We start from the raw sequence: 19,950 nt of genomic DNA on the forward strand, positions 1-19,950 counted from the left end.
CGTTATTCGTCGGCAATACCCCATGCTTTATTCGCCTGGCTTCCCATTTCAAAGACCAGATTGCCGCCGTTGACTATCTCATCGTGTTTTATCCACGCACGGTTCAATGTTTTTCCGTTCAATGTTGCCGACTGAATGTAAATATTTTCTTTGCTCAGCTTATGCGCGTTGATGACAAAAAATTTTCCGGGGTAAATTTTGTCGTCGAGGCGAATTTTTACCTCATCAAAAATGGGAGCAGTAAGCTGATAAACAGGGTTGCCCGGACAAACCTGGTAAAGCCCCATGGCGCTCAGGTTGTACCATGCCGCCATACAGCCATAGTCGCAATCCATTTCTTCGAGGTAGCCGTCGGGCGTGGCTTTGTACACCCGGTCGAAAATAGGTTCCGGGAAAAAATTGTGTGTGCCGTATTTTTGAACGATGGGTTCGGTCAGGATTTTTCGCACCCACTTTTGCGTTAACCACGGGGCGCCGGCCATGTTGAAAAGATAGGGAGCATGTAAGTCGATCTGGTTGCCTGCCGTGTACAAATCGTTATCGAAAAAATATTGCAGTTCGTTCAGAAAAGCTTCTTTGCCGCCAAAATAGCCTATTAGTGAAGGAATATCGTGTACAATGTTCCAGCGCCAGTGCCATTTACTCCCTTCGTAGGTATATTTTTCGCGGTTTTCGGTCGGGTCGTCCGGAAAGTCCAACCAGGTTCCGTCGGCAGCCCGCGCCCGGAAATAACGGATGGACGGGTCCCAGGTATTTCGCCAATATTCCGAACGTTTCATAAAATACGCATAATCATCTTCTTTTCCCAATTCTTTGCCCATTTGCGCCATGCACCAGTTATCCCACGAATATTCGCCGGTTTGGTCGGGCCGGGCCGGAATAAAACCAATGGTATCGTATTTTTCGGGCATCTGGATCATGGCCTCGTGTTTCATGTGCGGGTACACCGATTCCAGCGAAAAGTCGAACAATCCTTTCACATAAGCATCAGCCATCACCATCAGCATGTGCTCGTGGCGGCAGGTCGAAAAAGGCTGATAACCATCTTTGCCCCTCACTGTGTAACAAAAACCGTGAGGCGGATGGTCGTTGTCGGGGAACGGGTCCCAACTCCCGGCCTGTTCGTAAATATCGCGCAGTGATTTGGCGATGTCGCGGTAAACACCGGGAATCCACAAGCTGTAAAGCGGGTATTTGGTGCGGAACGAATCCCAGAAAGCATAGTTGTTGTAAAAATTGTAACCTTCTGCCTGGTGAATCTGCTGGTCGAGTCCGGGATAAAGCCCGTCCACGTCGCCGACAATCTGGGGCAAAAAGCAGGTATGGTACAGGGCTGTGTAAAAAATGGTTTTGTCTTCCTCATTTTTCCCCGAAACCTGAATACCGGAAAGGATATCGTTCCAGGCTGTTTCAGCTTTTTGGCGTGTTTCTTCAAAATCCCAACCGGAACATTCGGCTTCCAGGTTTTTGACAGCCGCTTCAATGGAGGTGAGCGAAAGCCCCACTTTTACCTGAAGGGTTTTGTTTTTCAGTTCGCCAAACTCGCACACCAATCCACCCCCGGCCTGCGTTCCGGTTGTTTTTCCATCTTCGAGCTGCGAACCGGTCCATACGGATGTTTTCAATACCGGAGCATCGAATTCGGCCACAAAATACCGGTTGCCAACTGATCCTTCAATGCGCGACGGCGACACCAGTATACACGAAATGGCCTGCCCTCTTTTACCGCTGTTCAGGAATATCTTGGCGGGTTCCTGTTTCTGAAAAGTATAACGGTGTACCCCTACCCTTCCGGTGGCTGTCAATTCGGCCAGAATATCGTCCTGTGTGAGATGAACGCGATAATAGCCGGCCGAGGCTGTTTCCTTTTTTTTATCGATGTCGAGCACCGGGTTCACGAAAAAGGTATCGGCCGGAGCGTGGGAAAACGGGACCAGCGAAATCAATCCGGCGCGGTCGTGAATGCTTCCGCCGCCCGAACTTCCACGGTGCATATGGCTGAACCCGCGCACCTGACTATCGGAATAGTCGTAGCCCGAGTGGGCGAAGTCGCCGTCGGCAGTGAGGCTTCCCGGGTATGTGTCGGGGCAAAGCTCCACCAGGCCGAAAGGAACCAGCGCCGCCGGCAGCCAATGGCCGTGATCGCCCTGCGTGCAGATAAACGGATCGACGTAATCGACCGGGCGCTTTTCGGATTCATTACAGGAAAAGCACGCAACACAGAGTATAAAAAGTAATTTCCGGTTCTTTCGCAGGTTTTTCATATCAGGTAGTTTAAGTTTAGGTTCTGTTATTTTTATTGAATTCGCTGAGCAGGTTGCCCATTTGTTGCCGGTATTTTACCAATATCTCCGGGTTTTTAGTGTATTCCTTTTCGGTTACAAATACTTCGGAGCCGAAGTTCAACACCTGCTTTGCTTTCTTGACCAGATTTTGCTGATCGGGCCGGGCATTTCTGATGCAATCTTCCAGTAACATCATGTAATCGTAGTCATCGATTCCCTCGCGCATAATTTCCAGCCTGAGCGAGGGGACCGGTCCGGTCAGGTATTTTGTTTTGTCGTTGTTCGGGTCGCGGTTGGGCGGATAAAAGAACATGCCGTCGCCGTTGCCGTATTCCGCTGCAGCTCCCGGTGTTGTGAGGCTGCCGCTCATGTAGGTCATCGGATCGTCCCAGATATTTTGCAAAACTCCCGGTGGCGAGCAGCTTTTAGTATTCCAAACATTCGAACTCCAAACCAAAATGCCGGTCAGTTGATAACGGTACGACATCCACAACCACATCCGCAGGTTAATGGCATCCGAGTCGATAAACAGGTTGACATGCGGCGCTTTGGGCCAGGTCATCAGGTACGACCACATTTGCCTTCCTTTGGCAATCCATGCTTCCGACTTTTCAGGATCAAACTTGGCTAATACCGGACAGCCAATTTCAGTCACATCCATAATTTCAGGCCCGGGGTTGTTTTCGGTGATCAGGCGGGTCAGTTTGGACGCGGCTTTGTGAATCGTTTCCATCCCTTCGCGCACAAAATCGTAGTCTTCGTGTTTGGGTTCGTCAACCCAATACAGGTATTCTTTCCCCAGCCAGCCATTGGCTTCCAAATGATCCTGAAAGCCTTTCAGGTAAAGCGTGATCAATTTTTCATATTCGGCGGTGCCATTGACAAAACCGCTAAACCAACCGGTTTTCCGGTTGATAAACGGCCCCGGCCTCAGTTCAGGAATTTTAACCCGAAAGCCGGTAAACCCAAATTCATCCAGGTATTTCCGGGCGGCGACGTCGAATTCAGAAAAATCAATTTCCAGCCGCAAATCATCGATATTTTGTTCAAAATCGCCTTTGGGCAAAAGGTTCTTTCCGGTTGCAACATCAACAAACTGCACATTGTCGAACCAGGCGATTCCGCTTTTGCTGCCGTTGTCATCCGGTTTTACAGAAAAAATCTGGACACTGACATAGCGGGTGTTTTTAGGCATCGGGCGCGACAAAACCATATCTTCGTAAACGAGCGGGTTTACCGGATCAAGGAAGAGGCTATCTTTTTTCCACCGGGTGCTGCCGGTGTAAAACATCCCCTGAAGCTGCCAGGGAATGACTTTTTTATCAGCGGTGTAACTTTTAACGGTTACCAGATATTCCTGGTTTTTGTCGAGTGTTTTGGCTTGCCATTTCACCCAATAGGGTTTTTCAGGATTTACTTCGATAAGTTCGGCAGGGGCGCCGGGTTTATTGCCGGTTACCTGGTACGAATAGTTGCCCGCAAAAACCGTATCGGGATCGAATGTGCCCCCCGTCCACCAAACGCCTGTCACCGTTTTTTCGATAGGATACTGATCGAAAAACTGTTGTGGTGAGATCCGGTAATCCCGGAACGATTGATAATATAAATCCAGCACCTGTTTCAGTTCTTCATTATTGCTGAGGTTGTGGTACGCGCTGATATGGTCGGAATATAACCCGAAAGCGGAACGCATGTTCGGCACATCGGGCAGTGCAAAATCCCAAACCTTCAGCTCGACCGGAACAGCTGTTTCCCAGACAGCCGATTTCAGGCTGATTTGGGCGTAATAAATCCCGGGAGCCGCGTTTTTCGGCACCTTAACCGAGATCAGTATTGGCGCGTGAACCCCCGCTTTTGCACGGAACGGTTTTTCGAGCAAAGGCAGCGGGTCGGGGTACCATCCGGCTTGGTGACGGATACCCGACGGTTTGGTAATGTGAACATATTCCACTTTTCGGATGCTGATGTTCGCGGCAGGAATTACCTGCCCGTTTTTATTTGAAAAAGCAGTTGCCGAAACCGAAATGTCCCCGATATCAGTATTAGGAGACAAAACCAGTTGGAAACTTTCGAATTCATTTCTGGCCGCCTGAAGAATGATTTTTCCTTTTTTAGCCGGAACCGGATCATCGCGTATGACCTTGCAGGTACTTCCGGCCCACCAAATATGATACGGCCCGTCCGAACGTAATAAAAGGCCTTCGGCCTGCACTCCTGAGCACATGAACCCGATTGCCAGAAACAATGCCGGTTTGATTAGTTTTTTGATCATCAGGCAGGTTTTATGGTTTTTTCAAAAAGGCATTGCTTAGCGGTTTTCCGGTCACCCATTCGTTGAGACGGAAACCAAACAACCAGGCCACCGTTGGCGCCAGGTCGTAAGTAAAAACGGGAATATTGATCTCATATCCTTTTTTCACTCCTTTCCCTGAAATAAAGAAAGGGACAATCATTTCGTCGGGGGTGCAGCCGCCGTGGCCTTTTTCAAAACCGCCATGATCGGCCAGAATAAAAATCACCGTTTCGTCCAGCATATGGGCTTTTCGGAGCGCATCCAGAAAAACGCCGACCAAGCTGTCAGCTTTTTCAACCGATTGTACGTATTCTTCGGAACGATAGCCCCCATGATGCCCGCCGTGATCGACGTTATCGAGATGAACAAAGAGGAAATCAGGACGTTTTTCAGTCAGAAAATCGCATGCTTTTTGGGTAACTTCATCTTCCGACTCGCACGGAATGCTCACATCACAAACATCCCTTTCGATAAAATTTCCGAAATCTTTCCAGTGGTAAACCGCCCCGATGACGGCTCCGGGATCATTTTTCCGGATTTCGCCAAAAATAGTGGGAAACATGTTGTGTTCGCCTTTGTAAACCGGCTCCAGAATTTTATTGTCAACCCGCCACCCGTTTTTCCAGATTCCGTGCCTTTCAACGGTTGTGCCGGTAATCATCGAACTCCAGGCCGGTCCGCTCACACTGGGCATCACCGTCCGGGCTTCAAGCGACCACGCGCCGTTTTTTATCAGTTCATCGAGATGCGGCGTATTTGCCATCTCAACTCCATGAGCGCCCAGCCCGTCGATGCCAATCACCAGAACATGCGGATTTCTCTTTGTTTTGCCGGCTGCCTCACTATCGTTTGCTGTTGCCATCACGATCAGCAACATGCCCAGGATAAACAGGTAAAAATATTTTTTCATGATCTTCTATGTTTTCAGTTTCAGGTTTATTTCAGAACAATGACGGAATGGATGCCAAGCCGGTCAACGGTGGTTTTTACCAGACCGCTGGAAAATGAAAAATCCAGGGCGACATTCTCAGGCTGAAGCATCACTTTTCCGGGCGCTTTTCCGCTCCTGATTGTGACCGACAAGGGCCCCACAGCCGGAATTTCATCGTAACGGGCCACTTTTTCGTTGGAATGTTCGCCTGAACTGTTGATCAGGTGAACGGTTAGCTGATCACCCAACTTATTTACGGCAACCACCACCCTGGCTGAACCTTCTACCCCGGCAACCGGCTCCGGGAAAAGGTCGCCAACAATGGAGTTGACAAAATTGAGGTAAACGGGATTGGCGGTTTCGTTGTATTTCCTTGAAATATCGAGATAAACACCGGCTATTTTACCTTTCCCGTAAGAAGTTACGGAAGCCGCAGGCGATGATGGAAAACGGAAATCGGAGACAGGATACCGGAATCCACAAGCCGTAGCGCCCTCCTTCAACTCAACCGGCTGAAACAGGGTGTTGATGCCTGCCATTTCGGTCCCGTATGCCAAAAACTGCGTCAAAATCGCGGCTGTGCCCGAAAATTCAACATGCAGGGCATCAGTAAACAAAGCTGTTGCGTCTGCGCCAACCACCAGCAAATTGCCGCCATTCTCAACATAGCTCAGCAATTCGGCTTTAAAATCTTCCGCCAGATAACGGCATTCGGGAATAACAATCAGCGGATATTCCTGCATCCTTCCTTTCAGGTGATGTTCCATCAGAATTTCCACGGCATTCTGTCCGTCGAGGAGCATGTTCAGCATTCCCCGCAGCGGTTCGTTAACCGAAGAATTCGGGTAAATCCCGCGCGTAAATTTTTTATAGTTTTCAGACGAATAAAGCAGGGCAACCTGTGGAACCGGTCGGGCATTCTGGCAGAACGGCTGGCGTTCGCGGCAAAATCCGGCCACTTCCTTCATTAGCCCAAATTGCCAGGGCTGCGGCGAAGCATCGCGGTTTTGTTGGAAATAAACCTGGTAACCGCCGCCCATCGACATCACCGTGGCTGCCAATTGCTGCAACTGCGCCGCCGATTTTGTAACCGGTACGCCGGTGTTAAAATTGTATGCAAAGCTCCAGGCCATCAAATCCCAGGGTTTTCCCTGCGGAGCTATGCAACGCGACTCAAAAAGACCGCTGTACACGCTGTTTACATGGCTGAAATCGCCTGAAATAAAATCAATATTAATATCCACCGGCTCGGGCATGTGCGACGAAAACGCCCAGTTGCTGGTCACCTGAAATTCGGGTTTGTAGCGGTGCAACTCATCCGTGTAATGCGCCACATACTGCCGGAATGCCTTCCGGTTAATCTCATTAAACTCGTAGCCGCCGGGGTCGGCGAATGACTTTGGAATTTGCCGGATGCCGGTTTCGGCACGAAAAGCTTTGATCATTTCGGGGCTGTAATCGGCCTGAAGCGCCCAGCATTCGCCATCGACCCAGCACCCGTCAATGTCGTATTCGTCAATCAGTTCCTTAAACTGCGGAATCAGCAGGCTGTCTGCATACGGGCCTTTCACCGACATTCTGCCACCGATCTTTTTCCCTTCGGCATTCAGGGCCATCCAGTCGGGGTGTTTTTCCGCCGAAGCCTCGTCCCACACGCCCGAATAGTGGACAAACAGGGCCACCTGGTGTTTCCGGGTCACTTCGCGCCAGATTTTCAGCGGGTCTTTCACGAATCCCGGGGCCGCGTTTCCCACCCTGGTCGGGTAACTCGAAATGCCGGGATGCCCCTTGCAATCGACCTGGATATAGTCGGGTTGAACCATCGTCAGCAGGCTGTCGATCATTTCGGCGGTGAAAGTTTTACCAATAGCGCTGTCGTTTTTGTTCGCATGAAAATCGAAATGCAGCCCGAAAAAGCTATCGCTTCGCCGCAACGTTTGTTTTTCCGTTTCATTTCCGGGACTTGTTGTCTGCTGAGAGCAGGAAAACAAAAAAAAGGCGGCAACCACCCGCCAAATGGTTTGTCTGAATGAAACCGTTTTTTCTATCGTATTCATATTCCCTTGGTTTAATTTCGTTTAGTAACTGGTGTCGTAACTGTAGTAAAATGGGTTGAAAGGAACAGCGGGCTTCACTTCCGGCCCGAAAATCTCTTTCAGCTTTTCCGGCCAACGGCCTTCAACCAACGGAATAATTTCGAGTTTCCCGCTGATGGAAGAAATATCGTTCGCCACCGAAACAACCGCGGGCATGTTCTTTTTATTTCCTGCCCCTGAAACGATTGAATTATGACTTACCACAATCCGGTTGTCCCGCAGCTCGACTGAAACATTTTTCTGATCTCCCAGCAGGACCACGCCGTTTCCCTTAGAATCGGTAAAAACAGCAATTTCAACCTTGGCCCTGTTGCCTTTGAAATTCAGGTCATCTTTATGAATCTGGTGGATGCCAAAATCGTTCAGTTCGTTTTTGTCGGGATACGAGACATACGGCCCGTCGCCCAACCATAAGAACTGATCGGTTGCCGCAGGCAGGATCAGTGAAACTCCGGATTCAAGAAAAAATCCGGTACAGTTTTCGGGTGACAAGTCATAATTAATGGTCAGTATCCCATTATTTTTCAGGGCATATAGAAAACCGGCTTCTATCTTTTGTCGCGGATATTGTTCACCCCTCTGGAATGTTTTATTTGCCAATACCTGATATTCACCTTTGGTGTTTTTAGTTTCGGAACGGGTGATCTGCGATGGTTTGAGCAGATGCGGGTTCCAGTAATAATCGCCGGTTTCGGGATAAAACCGGTCCCTGACCGTAACATCGGCCATTTGAGGAATCCGCCCTGTGCGGACATAAATTTCGCTGTTCAGTAATTCTGCTTTTCGTTTCCGCGAAACAAGCGCCACCGGCATGGTCCCGTTGTGAATGGTGCAGATAAGATCTTTTGTTTTGAAAGTTGTTCCGTCAGTTTTACTTCTGATTTTCAAGTTTTTTGCAGGCAACCCTTCCCTGATTGCGTTTCGAATAGCTTTCATCTGATTCTCGGTCGATAACCGGATGGTATGTTCAAGCATCTGTATTCCATCGAAGTCGTTAAAGCGGAGCCGAAGCAGCCAGACCGCATTTTCAGGATTTTCAGCAATTGTACAGGGAATAGAAACACGGACGGTATCGTGGGGCGCACAATTTATTTTTAACTCGCCCTGCTGAATCATTTCACGGTTACGAAACAATTCCCAGGTTACGGCCAGCTTATTCAGGTCGGTAAAATCGTATTGGTTGTAAACCGTAAAATTCAGCTCCTGTTTCCCCTGAATGATGTTCATCTCCTTTTCAACCACCTGCACCGGAGAATACACTTTTCGCACCTGCCAATAGTCGGTTTGTGGAGTGCGGTCGGCATACACAATGCCATCGGCGCCATCGAGGGTGGTGTTATAATAATTCAGCGAATCAATCCACACATCGTAAGCCAGTTGGCTGGTATCGACCGGCTTTTCAGCTTTTCGCAAAATTCCCTGATCGTGAAAATGCCACACTGCGCCGCCGGCAAACGCTTCGTTGCGGTACATTTCCTTCCAGATGTCGGCCATGTTGCCAAAAGCAAGCCCCAGCGCATGGGCATATTCGGTCATTATTACCGGGCGGTTGGTCTCTTTTGCAAAATTGCTTACCCATAGGGAATCACGGTAGTGGGGAGCATAAATATCAACAAAATCAGGTATATTGGAATAATTTTCAATAAAATAAGCCCCGATTTGCGGATAACATATTGGCCGGGTCGGGTCGGTTTGTTTTACAAATTTCCCGGTCACTTCGGTGATGGGTGTCATCGGGTTTTCGTTGCCGATACTCCAGACAATGACGGAAGGATGATTTTTATCGCGTAACAGGGTTGCTTTGGCCCGTTTCAGCAAAATATCCTGAAATGTTGAGTCATTCAGGTTACCCGACCCAAAGCCGAAAGGAACTTCGCAAACTACATAAAAACCCAGACTGTCGCACAAATCGAACATCCGGCGGTCGGACGGGTAATGCGAGCAACGGATAAAATTGATGTTCGCCCTTTTCATCAGCAACAGGTCGTCGAGTATTTGTTTTCGGGTAAGTGTCCGCCCGGTTTCCGGCACCAGGTCGTGGTGGTTGACACCGCGTAACTTGATGGCTTTTCCGTTCAGCTTAAAAACCGTGCCGTCAATTTCAATTTCCCGGATGCCCACTTTTTGATTGACTCGCTGTATTTCGTTTCCATCCTTCAGCAGTGAAAGCGCAAGAGAATACAGCGATGGCGTTTCTGCCGTCCACAATTCAGGATAATTGACGATCAATTCGGCACTGTTTTCGATTTGAGCCGCCCATGATTTTTCCTGAACGACTTTTCCATCCGGAGAATTCAATATCGCCTTCAATAAATAACTTCCTGAAATTTCTTTTTTCTCATCCTGAAGTTTGACGTTGATTTTTATGTTGGCCGACCGGTCGTTGTTCAAAAAAGTCCGGACTGTAACATCATCGATATACAAATCCGGCGTGCTAAACAGAATCACATCCCGGAAAATACCCGACAATGCCCAGCAGTCGTTGAGATCGAACTCATACCCTTTGGAACGGGTTGTAACCCTTACCGCCAGCGTATTTTCTTTTCCTGGCTGCACCAAATCCGTAATGTTGAAACCGGCGGCATTGTACGAACTGCTCCACCCTCCGGCTTTTTTGCCGTTTACATACAGGTCGTACGCATACTGAACGCCTTCGAAACGAATAAAAACCTGTCTTTCGCGGAACGATTCCGGCACGATAAAAGTGGTGCGGTAAAGGCCGGAACCTTCGTCCACCGATTTGTAGCGGGGTTCGGCAAATCCCTGAAGTTCCCAATGCCCGGGGACTTTTATAGTGTCCCATTTTGAAATATCAAAGTTCTCCGAATAAAACAGCGAATCGGGGCCAATCGCGGTTGATGGAATGTATCTGAATTTCCACACTCCGTTTAGCAAAACCGCGTTTTCAACCTGATAAAGCGGGGCAATACGGCCCATAGCAGCCCCTGCCGAAAAGCAAGAGCAGAGGAAACAGAAGATTACGCAAGCCCAAAGTATACTTTTCATAATGCGATTGGATTTTTCTTTTGGTTGTCCATATTTTTCACAACACGTTAAGCGTACCTTCCAACTGTGTATCAGCCGCATTCTTCCCGATAAACACTTTGAATTCACCGGGCTCCACGCCAAATTTCAGTTCACGGTTCCAGAAGCCAAAACTCCGGTAGGGAAGCGAAAGCACAATTTCGCGGCTTTCGCCGGCTTCAAGTGTTACCCGCTTAAAGGCTTTCAATTCCTTCATGGGGCGGACTACCGAAGCCATTTCATCGTGCAAATAGAGCTGCACCACCTCATCGCCCCTCATTTCCCCGGTGTTTTTCAGCGTGAGCTTAACTTGAACCGTTTCACCATTTTTGACTTCCGAAGGCAATACAAGCTTTGAATATTCAAACGATGTGTAACTCAGCCCGAACCCGAAGGGAAACATGGGCTTTCCGTCATCGTCATTATATACATAATCGCGCCCCGATGGTTTTATGTCATAATAAATCGGCAATTGCCCTGCATGGCGTGCCCACGAAAAGGGCAGGCGGCCTCCGGGGTTGTGATCACCAAACAGTGTTTCAGCAATGGCCATGGCGCCCTGTTCGCCGGGATACCAGGCTTCGAGCAGGGCATCCACCTGGTCAATCCATGCCCGCACATCCACTGTGGAACCGTTTTGGAGGACCACCACCGTTTTTGTCCCGCTGGCAGCTAACTCACTGATCATTTTTTCCTGTTCGAGGTTGATGACCGGGGCTTCGGTATCTTCCACAATCATAGCATTATCGAGGCTTTTGGCAGCCCTCACCGGTCTCGACGGCAAAGCCAGCAAACTACGGTCGTGCCCTTCGCCCTCGCGGATGGAGCCAAAAAAGATGGCCACATCGCAGGTTTTCGCCAGCAACTCCGCGTCAGTTCCGGCCTGGTGCAAAACAACTTCGGCTTTTCCCTTTAAGCGCGCCGTTAAAGCCTGAAAGGGCGTGGGGGCATCGTTGCCTTTCCACCCGCCGTAAGGGCCTGAGTAGTCGCCTAAACTGAGTGTGTTGACAGCGGGCCCGAACAGGCCGATCCGTTTTATGTGTTTATCTGAAAGTGGCAGCAAGCCATCTTTGTTTTTCAGCAAAGTCATTACCTTACGGGCAGCTTCCAGCGCCAACTTTTTATGTTCGGCGCAACGCACAATTTCATCCGCTTTCGCTGCATCCACGTAAGGTTGATCAAACAAGCCCAAATCGAATTTGCAGATCAGCACCCGGCGAAGCGACTGGTCGATTTGTTTCTCCGAAATACGCCCGTTTTTGACCAAACCGACCAAATCGGGATAGCCGTTTGGCAAATCGACATCCAGTCCTGCCCCGAAACATTGTGCCTGCGCATCTGAATAATTTTTGGCCAACTGGTGAACTTTGTAAACACCGTTCACCCCGCTATAGTCCGAAACCACAAAGCCTTTAAAGCCCCACTCTCCACGCAGAATATCGTTCAGTAAAACGTTGTTGCCGTGGCAGGGGACTCCATCCACTGAGTTGTAGGCCGCCATAACGGAACGCGCGCCACCTTCGACAAAGCAAGCCCGAAATGGCTCGAGAAAAGTTTCGCGGAGCACCCTACACGAATTGTTCGACGCATAGGAATCGTGTCCCCCATCGCTGTAATTATCCACAAAATGTTTGGGTGTGGCAATCACCCCACCCTGTTCAAGCGCTTTGGTATAAGCCACTCCCATTCTGGAATTCAGGAATACATCTTCGCCGTAACTTTCTTCGGTGCGTCCCCAACGCGGGTCGCGGGAAATATTGACCACAGGCGCCAACACCTGGCGGACACCCACAGCCCGCAACTCTTTGGTGACCGCCCGCCCTACCTGAAAGTAAAAATCATCATCAAAAGCAGCAGCCATCCCGATACTTTGCGGGAAACAGGTGGCATTCCCCCACTGGGCGCCGTGGAGCGCCTCACCATGTTGAAGCACAGGAATCGCCCAACGGCTGGCCTCAATCGATTTTCGGGTGTCGGCATTGATCGCCCCGGCACAAGCGCTGGCCGAAACGGGCGATTTGGCGTCTTTGTGCATAAAATGCCCGATATTGCGCACGTTTCCCACCCTAAAATCTCGGTCTTTGTACTCGTTCATAAATTTCATCTGGCTCTGCAACTGGAAAACCTTTTCTTCCAGTGTCATACGGCTTATCAGGTCATCGGCCCGTTTCTCTGCCGGAAGCGCCGGGTTTTGGTAGGGATACTTTTGCTGAGCTGAAAGCTTTAAAAATCCGAGTGACACGATTATTATCCAGAGAAAATAATTCTTGTTCATCTTGGCTTATTATTGAATTTATTTTTGGTCACAAAGGCATGTCTTTTCCGGGAATGCTTTCCGGTAATTGGTGATGTACAAGCCGATGCTGTCGAAAGGAATTTTCTGAAATCCCAATTCGTTTAGTATCAACTCGTTTTCCGGATATAGTTTCCCGTTTTTCACATCTATAAAAGATGGGACTTCCTGTTCGACGTAATTATTTTCGATGACCAGCTGTTCAACATCCCGGTCAATATCCTTCCATTTTCCGCCGTAACTGAGGTTTGTTCTGAAAACATTCCCCTTGGGGCTGCACGGGTCGCCCCAATCCAGCAGTTTGGCCAGCGATGGGTATTTTGCATTGTAAGGAGGCTTATTAAACTCAACCGCTTCGAGCTTTTCGTACATTTGCCATACTTCCCCTTTTTGCATCGAATTCCTGGCCCAGTTCATCCCCCTGGCGTCGAGATGAATGGAAGGCTGACATTCGATAAAAACATTATTTTCCACCCTGTTGTCGTGCCCTCCGCCTACAAAAGCAGCGCTGCCGGCCTTGTAAAAAACATTTCCATAAATGGAGGTACCGCTGGCCGCATCGTCGAGGTAAACGGCATTTACCCCCAGATGCCCGGGACCGTACAAATGATGAAAGTAATTGTAACGTACCCTATTTCCGCGCTGGGTCCAGTCGCGGCCAGTGTAAAACGCCCCCACATCGCCGGTTTCCTGTGCAATGCTGTGCACCTCGTTGTATTCCAAAATGTTTTCATTCCCGCCAAATAAAACGCCGGTATGCGGGGCATCGTGAATGTAATTGTGCGACAGCAGGTTTCCCACTCCCTGCAAATTAATGGCAGGACGATACGTTTTGTTGATGCGGCTGTAATGATGGATGTGGTTATTAGTGGCAAAATTATGTCCGGGCTGGAGGGTTTTCCGATCGCCGCCGTGAATTATTATACCCCCATCACCGATATTGTAAATATCGCAATCCTGTACGCCGTTAAAAATGCCGTTTTCAATCGTGATGGCATTCGAGCCTGTGTTCCGGATTATGCAACCCCTGACCTGGTTGTGGCTGCCTCCTGAAATTTTGATGGCTTCGCCTCTGGAGCATTCAAAAATGATACCTTCCAGGCTCACATATTCCGAGCTATCCATTTTTACCATCAGGTTTTCAAGCACCGAAACCATCGCAACATTCTGTTCGCCCGCTGAAGGTGGCCAGAAGTATAACATCCCTGTTTCCCGGTCGAGATACCATTCCCCGGGGCTGTCGAGCTCTTCCAGGATATTCAGCGCATAATAGCGCTGCTCGCGCACATATCCGTAAACGTGGTGTGGTTCGGCAATGATAAACTCTTTCTTTTGGGTGTCAATTTTATCGATTTTGATGTATGAATCGGCCCAGTCCCAGGTCCAGTAACCATGCAGCCAGACATCATTTTCCTTCAACCACGAAGAGGGGCGGTCGCCGCTATATTCAAACCGTCCGTAATGTTTACCTGAAGAAATTCCAAAACGGGAAACCCTCTCTTCCCCGGGATTGACCAACACTCCGGATTGTGGCACCGAAACTATTTTCATCCACTCGCCGGCATTGGGATAACGCGCCAGGGTCATCGGTTCGCCATTAAAAAAGAGCTCGAGGCTAGCAGCTTGGTAATCGTGCCCGAACCCGGTTGGCTTAATGGAGCCAAAATCTGAAATTCCCAAAGCCTTCAGGTCGGCCTGCCGGATTTTATCGTGATAATTTTTGTTGATTCGTGATTTGGCGGTTTCGTTGCTGAGCGATTGAAAATTACTGACCACCTCGCCTCCTATAAAACGGACTTCCTCGTCCGGATGCGCCCTATAAATAACCGGACAGTTTTTTGTGCCGCTGTCGTCGCCGGTTAACCGGATCGTTTGATGAATCGGGTAAATGCCTTTTCGCAAAACGACGGTGATTGTGCCAGTGTGCAATTTTGCCTTGCCTTGCTTATAGTTTCGCACGGCTTCCTGAGCTTTTTCTATACTTTTAAAAGGTTGCCCCACCGTGCCCGGATTCGTGTCATTTCCTTCCGGCGAAACATAAAAGGCGATTTCTTTTTCGCCCAAAGAACAGGAAAGCAGAAAAAGAAACAGAAAAAATAGAATTCCTTTTATCATTCCTTTTTATTTCAGCGTGAATGAAAGTTGCCCGTATTGTTCTACTCCGGTCAGTACATTCTGGAGCTGAAATGAATAGGTCGTCAGTTTCCCGGCTTCCTGTTTCACCCGCGCAATTACTTTACTCTGACGCGGCAGGATCGTTGTTTCGGGTAAGCCTGAATCGTCTTTACCGGTTTTCAGGAGCGTAAATTCGATGTCGGAAGTATTTTTCACTTCAAAATAAATGAAGCCATCCTGGTACAAAAAAGGCTCCGAAACCTGGATCGCCTGCTTGACAAGGGGTTCAACCAGTTCTTTGGGCCCTACCAGTTTGTTGAAGAAAAGCGTGGCGGTGCGCCGGGCAAACATGGCTTCTTTCAGCGATTCTTCGGTGCGTTCTTTGGCAAAAACCAGTGTAACCGGGCGGATTGGAAAACGTTCGGTATGATAGCGCTTTTTTAAGGTGTCGTGGATATCTGAATTTCCGATAACAGCCAGGTTTTTATCCAGCGCCCATTGCAAAGCTTCGGGGTACCATTCCATTTCGTTGAACACTTCGATGCCGTGCATCCAGCCTTTTTGCCAGATGGCTTCGTGTTCGGCCATCCATCGGGTCACTTCGGGTTGCTGTTTGCGCCATCCGGGGTGGTTCCACATCACAAAACCTCCCTGACGAACCGCTTCGCCAATAGCTTCCATCCAGTCGGGAAGATTCAGCGCATTGACATCGGTCACGAAAATGGCATTTAAATGGCCGGGAGGCATGCCGCGTGAGATTTCGCCGCCTTTTACCAGGATGATGTTTTTGGCTTTGGCCACAGGCAAAGCAATTTCGTACGACTGGTGGTTCTGCCCGGGCAATTTTTTCGGGTGCCCTTCAATGTGGTCGGTGATCGCAATCGCATCGAGCCCGTCTTCCCAGGCCTCATCGATCCGCAAAGTCGGCCACACCACGCCATCCGAAAATACGGTGTGAATGTGGAAATCGCACTTCAGGGTTTTGTAGCCGGGAATATCGGGCAAGGCGATTTCGCGCCGGGCCGGAACCCGTACCACTTCGTCCATGACGATCGTTCCTGATGTCTGGCCAAAAGCATTGATGCCTGCAAAGACTGCAAAAATGAGAACTGTCAAAAAATTTTTCATGTTATTTTGGTTTAGTTGGTTCATTTAAATCTGATTCACTTCAGAAACCGAAGTTTACTTTTCCCCAGATCTGTTGAGGTAGCAAGGGCAATCCCCCGGTTTCCTTTTTCATCTACCGCACAGTAAAAATGATAAACGACGCCCTGATAGTTGATCACAAAAGGTTTGTGTGCATACCGGCTGTCGTAATCTTCTGAAGGGCTGATCAAATCGGGGCCTTCCCAGCGGGTCCAGTTGACCAGATCATACGAGCAGGCAAAACGGTCGAACGCGCCGGGTTTCCAAAACGCGCCGAAATAAAACATCACCCACAGATCGCCGATCCTGGCGATAAACGCATCGCCCGAAATGCCGGTCTGGTGATCGATCACCGGCGCCTCGCCAAAACGTTTCCAGTTAAACATATCATCCGAAACAGCCATAACAATCCGTTCGGCTTCTGCTTTTCCGTTGGTTATGTCGCTGCCTTTGGCATTGTAAAACATCACAAAAGAATGGCCCAGTGATTTTTGTTTATCCTGAATGACGGTGCTTTTATAGATCGTTTGATTGTCGTACCAGCGCACATCATCGTCGTTGGCCGAAATCACCGGCTGCTCCAACCGTTGCCACTCGCCTGGCCGGCTTAGCTTTTTCGAAAAAGCCATGCCGATGCCCAACACGCCGGCTTCGTATCCGCTGCTTGCCCCACCAAGGTATGACATCCAGTATTTTCTGTTGTATTTCCGAATTTTGTACGAACCGCCCCATTCAACATCCTGCAAGGCGATGTACCCGGCTTTCTGACTGGCATCCCAACCGTCTTCGGTAAACGACATGATTTTCCCGAGCGTTTCCCAACGCAGCAAATCTCTGCTTTTGGCCAGCCAGGTTTCGTAGCCTTTTCCGTCGAACACAATGTAAGTCATGTACCACGCTTGTTTAAAGCGAAAAACACTCGGACTGTCCACCATTTTGCCTGCGTCAGGAATTAATACCAGCCCGTATTTGAGAGGCGTTTTTACTTCTTCATAAATTTGCTGCATCACTTCCTCAGGCACAACGTCCTGCGCTGCCGGGAAAAAACGGAAACCAACTGCAAAAAGAAAAACCAAAATAAAAGTCCGAACCATCTCCGCTAAATTTTATAACTGATTTTATACTTCCCGCTTTTCAGTACCACACCGGTCACTTCTTTTTGTTGAAGCTCTTTTTCGACGCCATCGAGAGTATATTTCGTCTCTCCTTCGGGAAGAACGACCTCCGCCTCAGTTCCCACCGGGATTTCAAGCTCCGTCTCCAGCCTGTTTTCAATCAGGTTCCAGTTCACCGAAAGCGTTCCAAAAGGTGTTTCCTGAAAAGTTTTTGCCCAGCTTATCCCTTCGGGGATCTGCGGCAGAATGCGGACCTTTCGCCAGCCCGGGACATCCTCAACCGGACGGATTCCGCCCACCGCCTGATAAAACCAGGAACCGATGCCGTTGTAACAATTGTGAATGCGGCTGCGGTCGCCATTCCAGTGTTCCCAGGTGGTGGTGGCGCCGTTGTCAATCATGTAGAGATAACCAGGATACCCGCGCTTTTTCAGCATCGAATACATCAATCCGGCAGCCTGGTTTTTAACCGCCCATTCGGTGATCACAGGCAATCCTACCAATCCGCAGGCAAAATGCCCGTTCCGGTTGACTTCCGTTTCATGGAAAAGAGATTTCTTCACATTTTCCAGTTGTTCTTCGGGAACCACTCCGGCGATCATCGGAAAAGCGAGGTCGATCTGAGTCCCGGTTCCGTAAGTGAAATTCGACCAGTCAAAATAGGTTTCGTGAATTTTCCGTTGAAGTTGTTCCTTTTGGGCGGCATACTTTTTTTGCTCTTCCGGTTTCCCGAGAACCCCGGCTATTTTCTGCATATCATCCAAACAAACGGCCAGAAACGAATTGTTAACCAGGTTTACCGAAGCTTCCGCAGTCTGGTCGATTCCGGTGGGCATCGCCCAGTCGCCAAGGTACCAGCCGCGGTAATCGGTATCAGGCCAGCGTTTCAGCAAACCGTCAATGGTGTGTTGACCGACATAGCCCAGCCATTTTTGCATCACCGGGTAATGTTTTTCCAGGAGAAGGGTGTCGCCATAATTCAGGAAGGTTTGCCACGAAGCCGTGATGATAAAGCCGCACCAGTACGGGCCGCCGCCGGCAGCGTACGGATTGGGCGCGGTGTGCGGCATTCCGCCGTCGTCGCGGACGCAATCGGCCCAGGCCTGCAGCCAGTTGGTGTAAAGCGGGCCAAGGTTGAACATGGTTTGCGCCGTTACCGTGGACGCATTTCCATCGCCGCCGTAGCCCAGCCGCTCAATGTGCGGACAATCGACCAAATCGCCGCCAAGGCTCAGGCAGCGGAGTGTATAAAACAGCATGTCGTGAATCCGGTTCAAATCGGAGTCGGAGCAGCTAAAGCCGGAAGCCTGCCTGTAACCCGTATGGATCAGGTAAGCCGTGATGGATTCGGGCGAAGGCGCCTCCGTTAAATTCGAAATACGCAGGTAGCGGTAAGCGTGGTAGTTGAATTTATTTTTGAAAATTTCCGGTTCGTCGCCCGAGGCGATATAGCGGTCGGTTTGCCGCTGGTTGGCCAGGTTCCCGTTTTTATCCAGGTGATCGGCATATTCCAGCACGATTTCCTGCGACTTTTGCAGTTTCGGGAAATGAATCTCCGTCCAGCCGGTCAGGCATTTACCCATATCAATCAAAAACGTGTCTTTGCCAGCCTGCCTGATTTCAACCGGCTTCAGCATTTCGGTGATCTTATTCAGCTCGACCATTTGCGGGCTAACCTCACGTGCGGAAACCGCTACGACCGTAACAGGCGACCAGCTTCTTTCCGGCTGATCGTCAAGGCTTAAGTCGCTTTTTGCCAACGCCCCGTCCAGAATTTCGCCGCCAAACTGATGCGGCCGCCAGTTGCCCTGCCGCGTGTAAGCGCTTTTCCGGCCAAGCCAGTTTGATCCGGTGAAGAGAACAATCTCGCGAATCCCTTTGGAGAAACGCTCCAACTGGGCTTTTACCAAGGGGCCGTTGTGGGCCACACCCGGCAAACCTTCGGTGTACCAACCGCTTCCCAGCCACAACAACAGCTCGTTTTGGCCCTTCGTCACCAAGGGCGAAACATCGTAGGTAATTGTGTGCGAACGTTTGTCAAACTGCGAAACGGCCGGGCTGAGCACACCTTCCCCCACCTTTTTTCCGTTCAGATAAACTTCGTGATAACCCAGCGAATTGACATGAAGCAAAAGTTTTTCACCGTTTTCTGCCGCCTGAAAGGACTGCCGGAACTGAGGACATTCGCGGTAACCCGCTTCTGTCGGGAAACCAATATAGTCGGCCTGCCAGTCTTCGTCATTCAATAAGCCAATGCTAAACTGAGCAAGCGGGCTCCAGTCCGACGCGTTCCCGTCAGCGTCCCACACACGCACTTTCCACCAGGCAAGCCTTCCCGAAGCAAGGGCTTTCCCGGCAAAGGGAACCCAAATACTTGTTGAGGACACCGTCTTCCCCGAATCCCAAAGATCGGCCTTGCCTTTGCGCAATAAGGCGGGATCGCTGGCTACCATCACCTGATAAGCGGCTTGCTCCGTTCCGTTTATTCCGCTCCGGATTTTCCAGCCAAAACGCGGCGTGCCGGTAGCAATCCCCAACGGGTTTTCAAGATTTTCACAGGTCAGGTCGTAAACGGCCACCTTTTTCGGCAGAGTGCAACCAGCCAGTAAAAGAAACAAAACAATGCAAAATACAAGTGATGGTTTCATAGCA

The 19,950-nt window shown here is 49.7% G+C and carries 10 protein-coding genes; all 10 read right to left on the minus strand.

Features of this window, described 5'->3' with window-relative positions:
- Positions 1 to 2: 2 nt before the first annotated feature.
- The 10 genes from AC6H3C_RS16165 to AC6H3C_RS16210 are packed head-to-tail and all read right to left on the minus strand — an operon-like array spanning position 3 to position 19,946.
- Complete coding sequence (locus tag AC6H3C_RS16165) at positions 3 to 2,264, minus strand: GH92 family glycosyl hydrolase (protein ID WP_497516446.1); 2,262 nt, start codon at positions 2,262 to 2,264, stop codon at positions 3 to 5.
- A gap of 16 nt (positions 2,265 to 2,280) precedes the next feature.
- Entirely contained in the window at positions 2,281 to 4,557 is a 2,277-nt protein-coding gene (locus AC6H3C_RS16170) for a DUF4091 domain-containing protein (RefSeq protein WP_497516447.1), read from the minus strand.
- Positions 4,558 to 4,567: 10 nt separating this feature from the next.
- A complete protein-coding gene (locus AC6H3C_RS16175; RefSeq protein ID WP_497516449.1) occupies positions 4,568 to 5,488 on the minus strand; it encodes an alkaline phosphatase family protein in 921 nt (306 codons plus the stop codon).
- A 26-nt stretch (positions 5,489 to 5,514) separates the two neighbouring features.
- The gene (locus AC6H3C_RS16180; protein WP_497516450.1) at positions 5,515 to 7,566 is read right to left on the minus strand and encodes a hypothetical protein; all 2,052 of its coding nucleotides are present in this window, start codon (positions 7,564 to 7,566) and stop codon (positions 5,515 to 5,517) included.
- Between the two features lie 21 nt (positions 7,567 to 7,587).
- On the minus strand, positions 7,588 to 10,611 hold the full coding sequence (locus AC6H3C_RS16185; protein WP_497516451.1) for a glycoside hydrolase family 2 TIM barrel-domain containing protein: 3,024 nt from the start codon (positions 10,609 to 10,611) through the stop codon (positions 7,588 to 7,590).
- A gap of 37 nt (positions 10,612 to 10,648) precedes the next feature.
- A complete protein-coding gene (locus tag AC6H3C_RS16190; RefSeq protein ID WP_497516452.1) occupies positions 10,649 to 12,904 on the minus strand; it encodes a glycoside hydrolase family 3 N-terminal domain-containing protein in 2,256 nt (751 codons plus the stop codon).
- A gap of 18 nt (positions 12,905 to 12,922) precedes the next feature.
- On the minus strand, positions 12,923 to 15,037 hold the full coding sequence (locus AC6H3C_RS16195) for a right-handed parallel beta-helix repeat-containing protein (RefSeq protein WP_497516453.1): 2,115 nt from the start codon (positions 15,035 to 15,037) through the stop codon (positions 12,923 to 12,925).
- Positions 15,038 to 15,043: 6 nt separating this feature from the next.
- The gene (locus tag AC6H3C_RS16200; protein WP_497516454.1) at positions 15,044 to 16,165 is read right to left on the minus strand and encodes a hypothetical protein; all 1,122 of its coding nucleotides are present in this window, start codon (positions 16,163 to 16,165) and stop codon (positions 15,044 to 15,046) included.
- A 35-nt stretch (positions 16,166 to 16,200) separates the two neighbouring features.
- On the minus strand, positions 16,201 to 17,277 hold the full coding sequence (locus AC6H3C_RS16205; RefSeq protein ID WP_497516455.1) for a glycoside hydrolase family protein: 1,077 nt from the start codon (positions 17,275 to 17,277) through the stop codon (positions 16,201 to 16,203).
- 5 nt (positions 17,278 to 17,282) lie between these two features.
- Positions 17,283 to 19,946: a family 78 glycoside hydrolase catalytic domain gene (locus AC6H3C_RS16210; RefSeq protein WP_497516456.1), complete on the minus strand. Its 2,664-nt coding sequence runs from the start codon at positions 19,944 to 19,946 to the stop codon at positions 17,283 to 17,285.
- Positions 19,947 to 19,950 lie beyond the last annotated feature (4 nt).

The organism is Gaoshiqia sp. US2, from assembly GCF_059705485.1.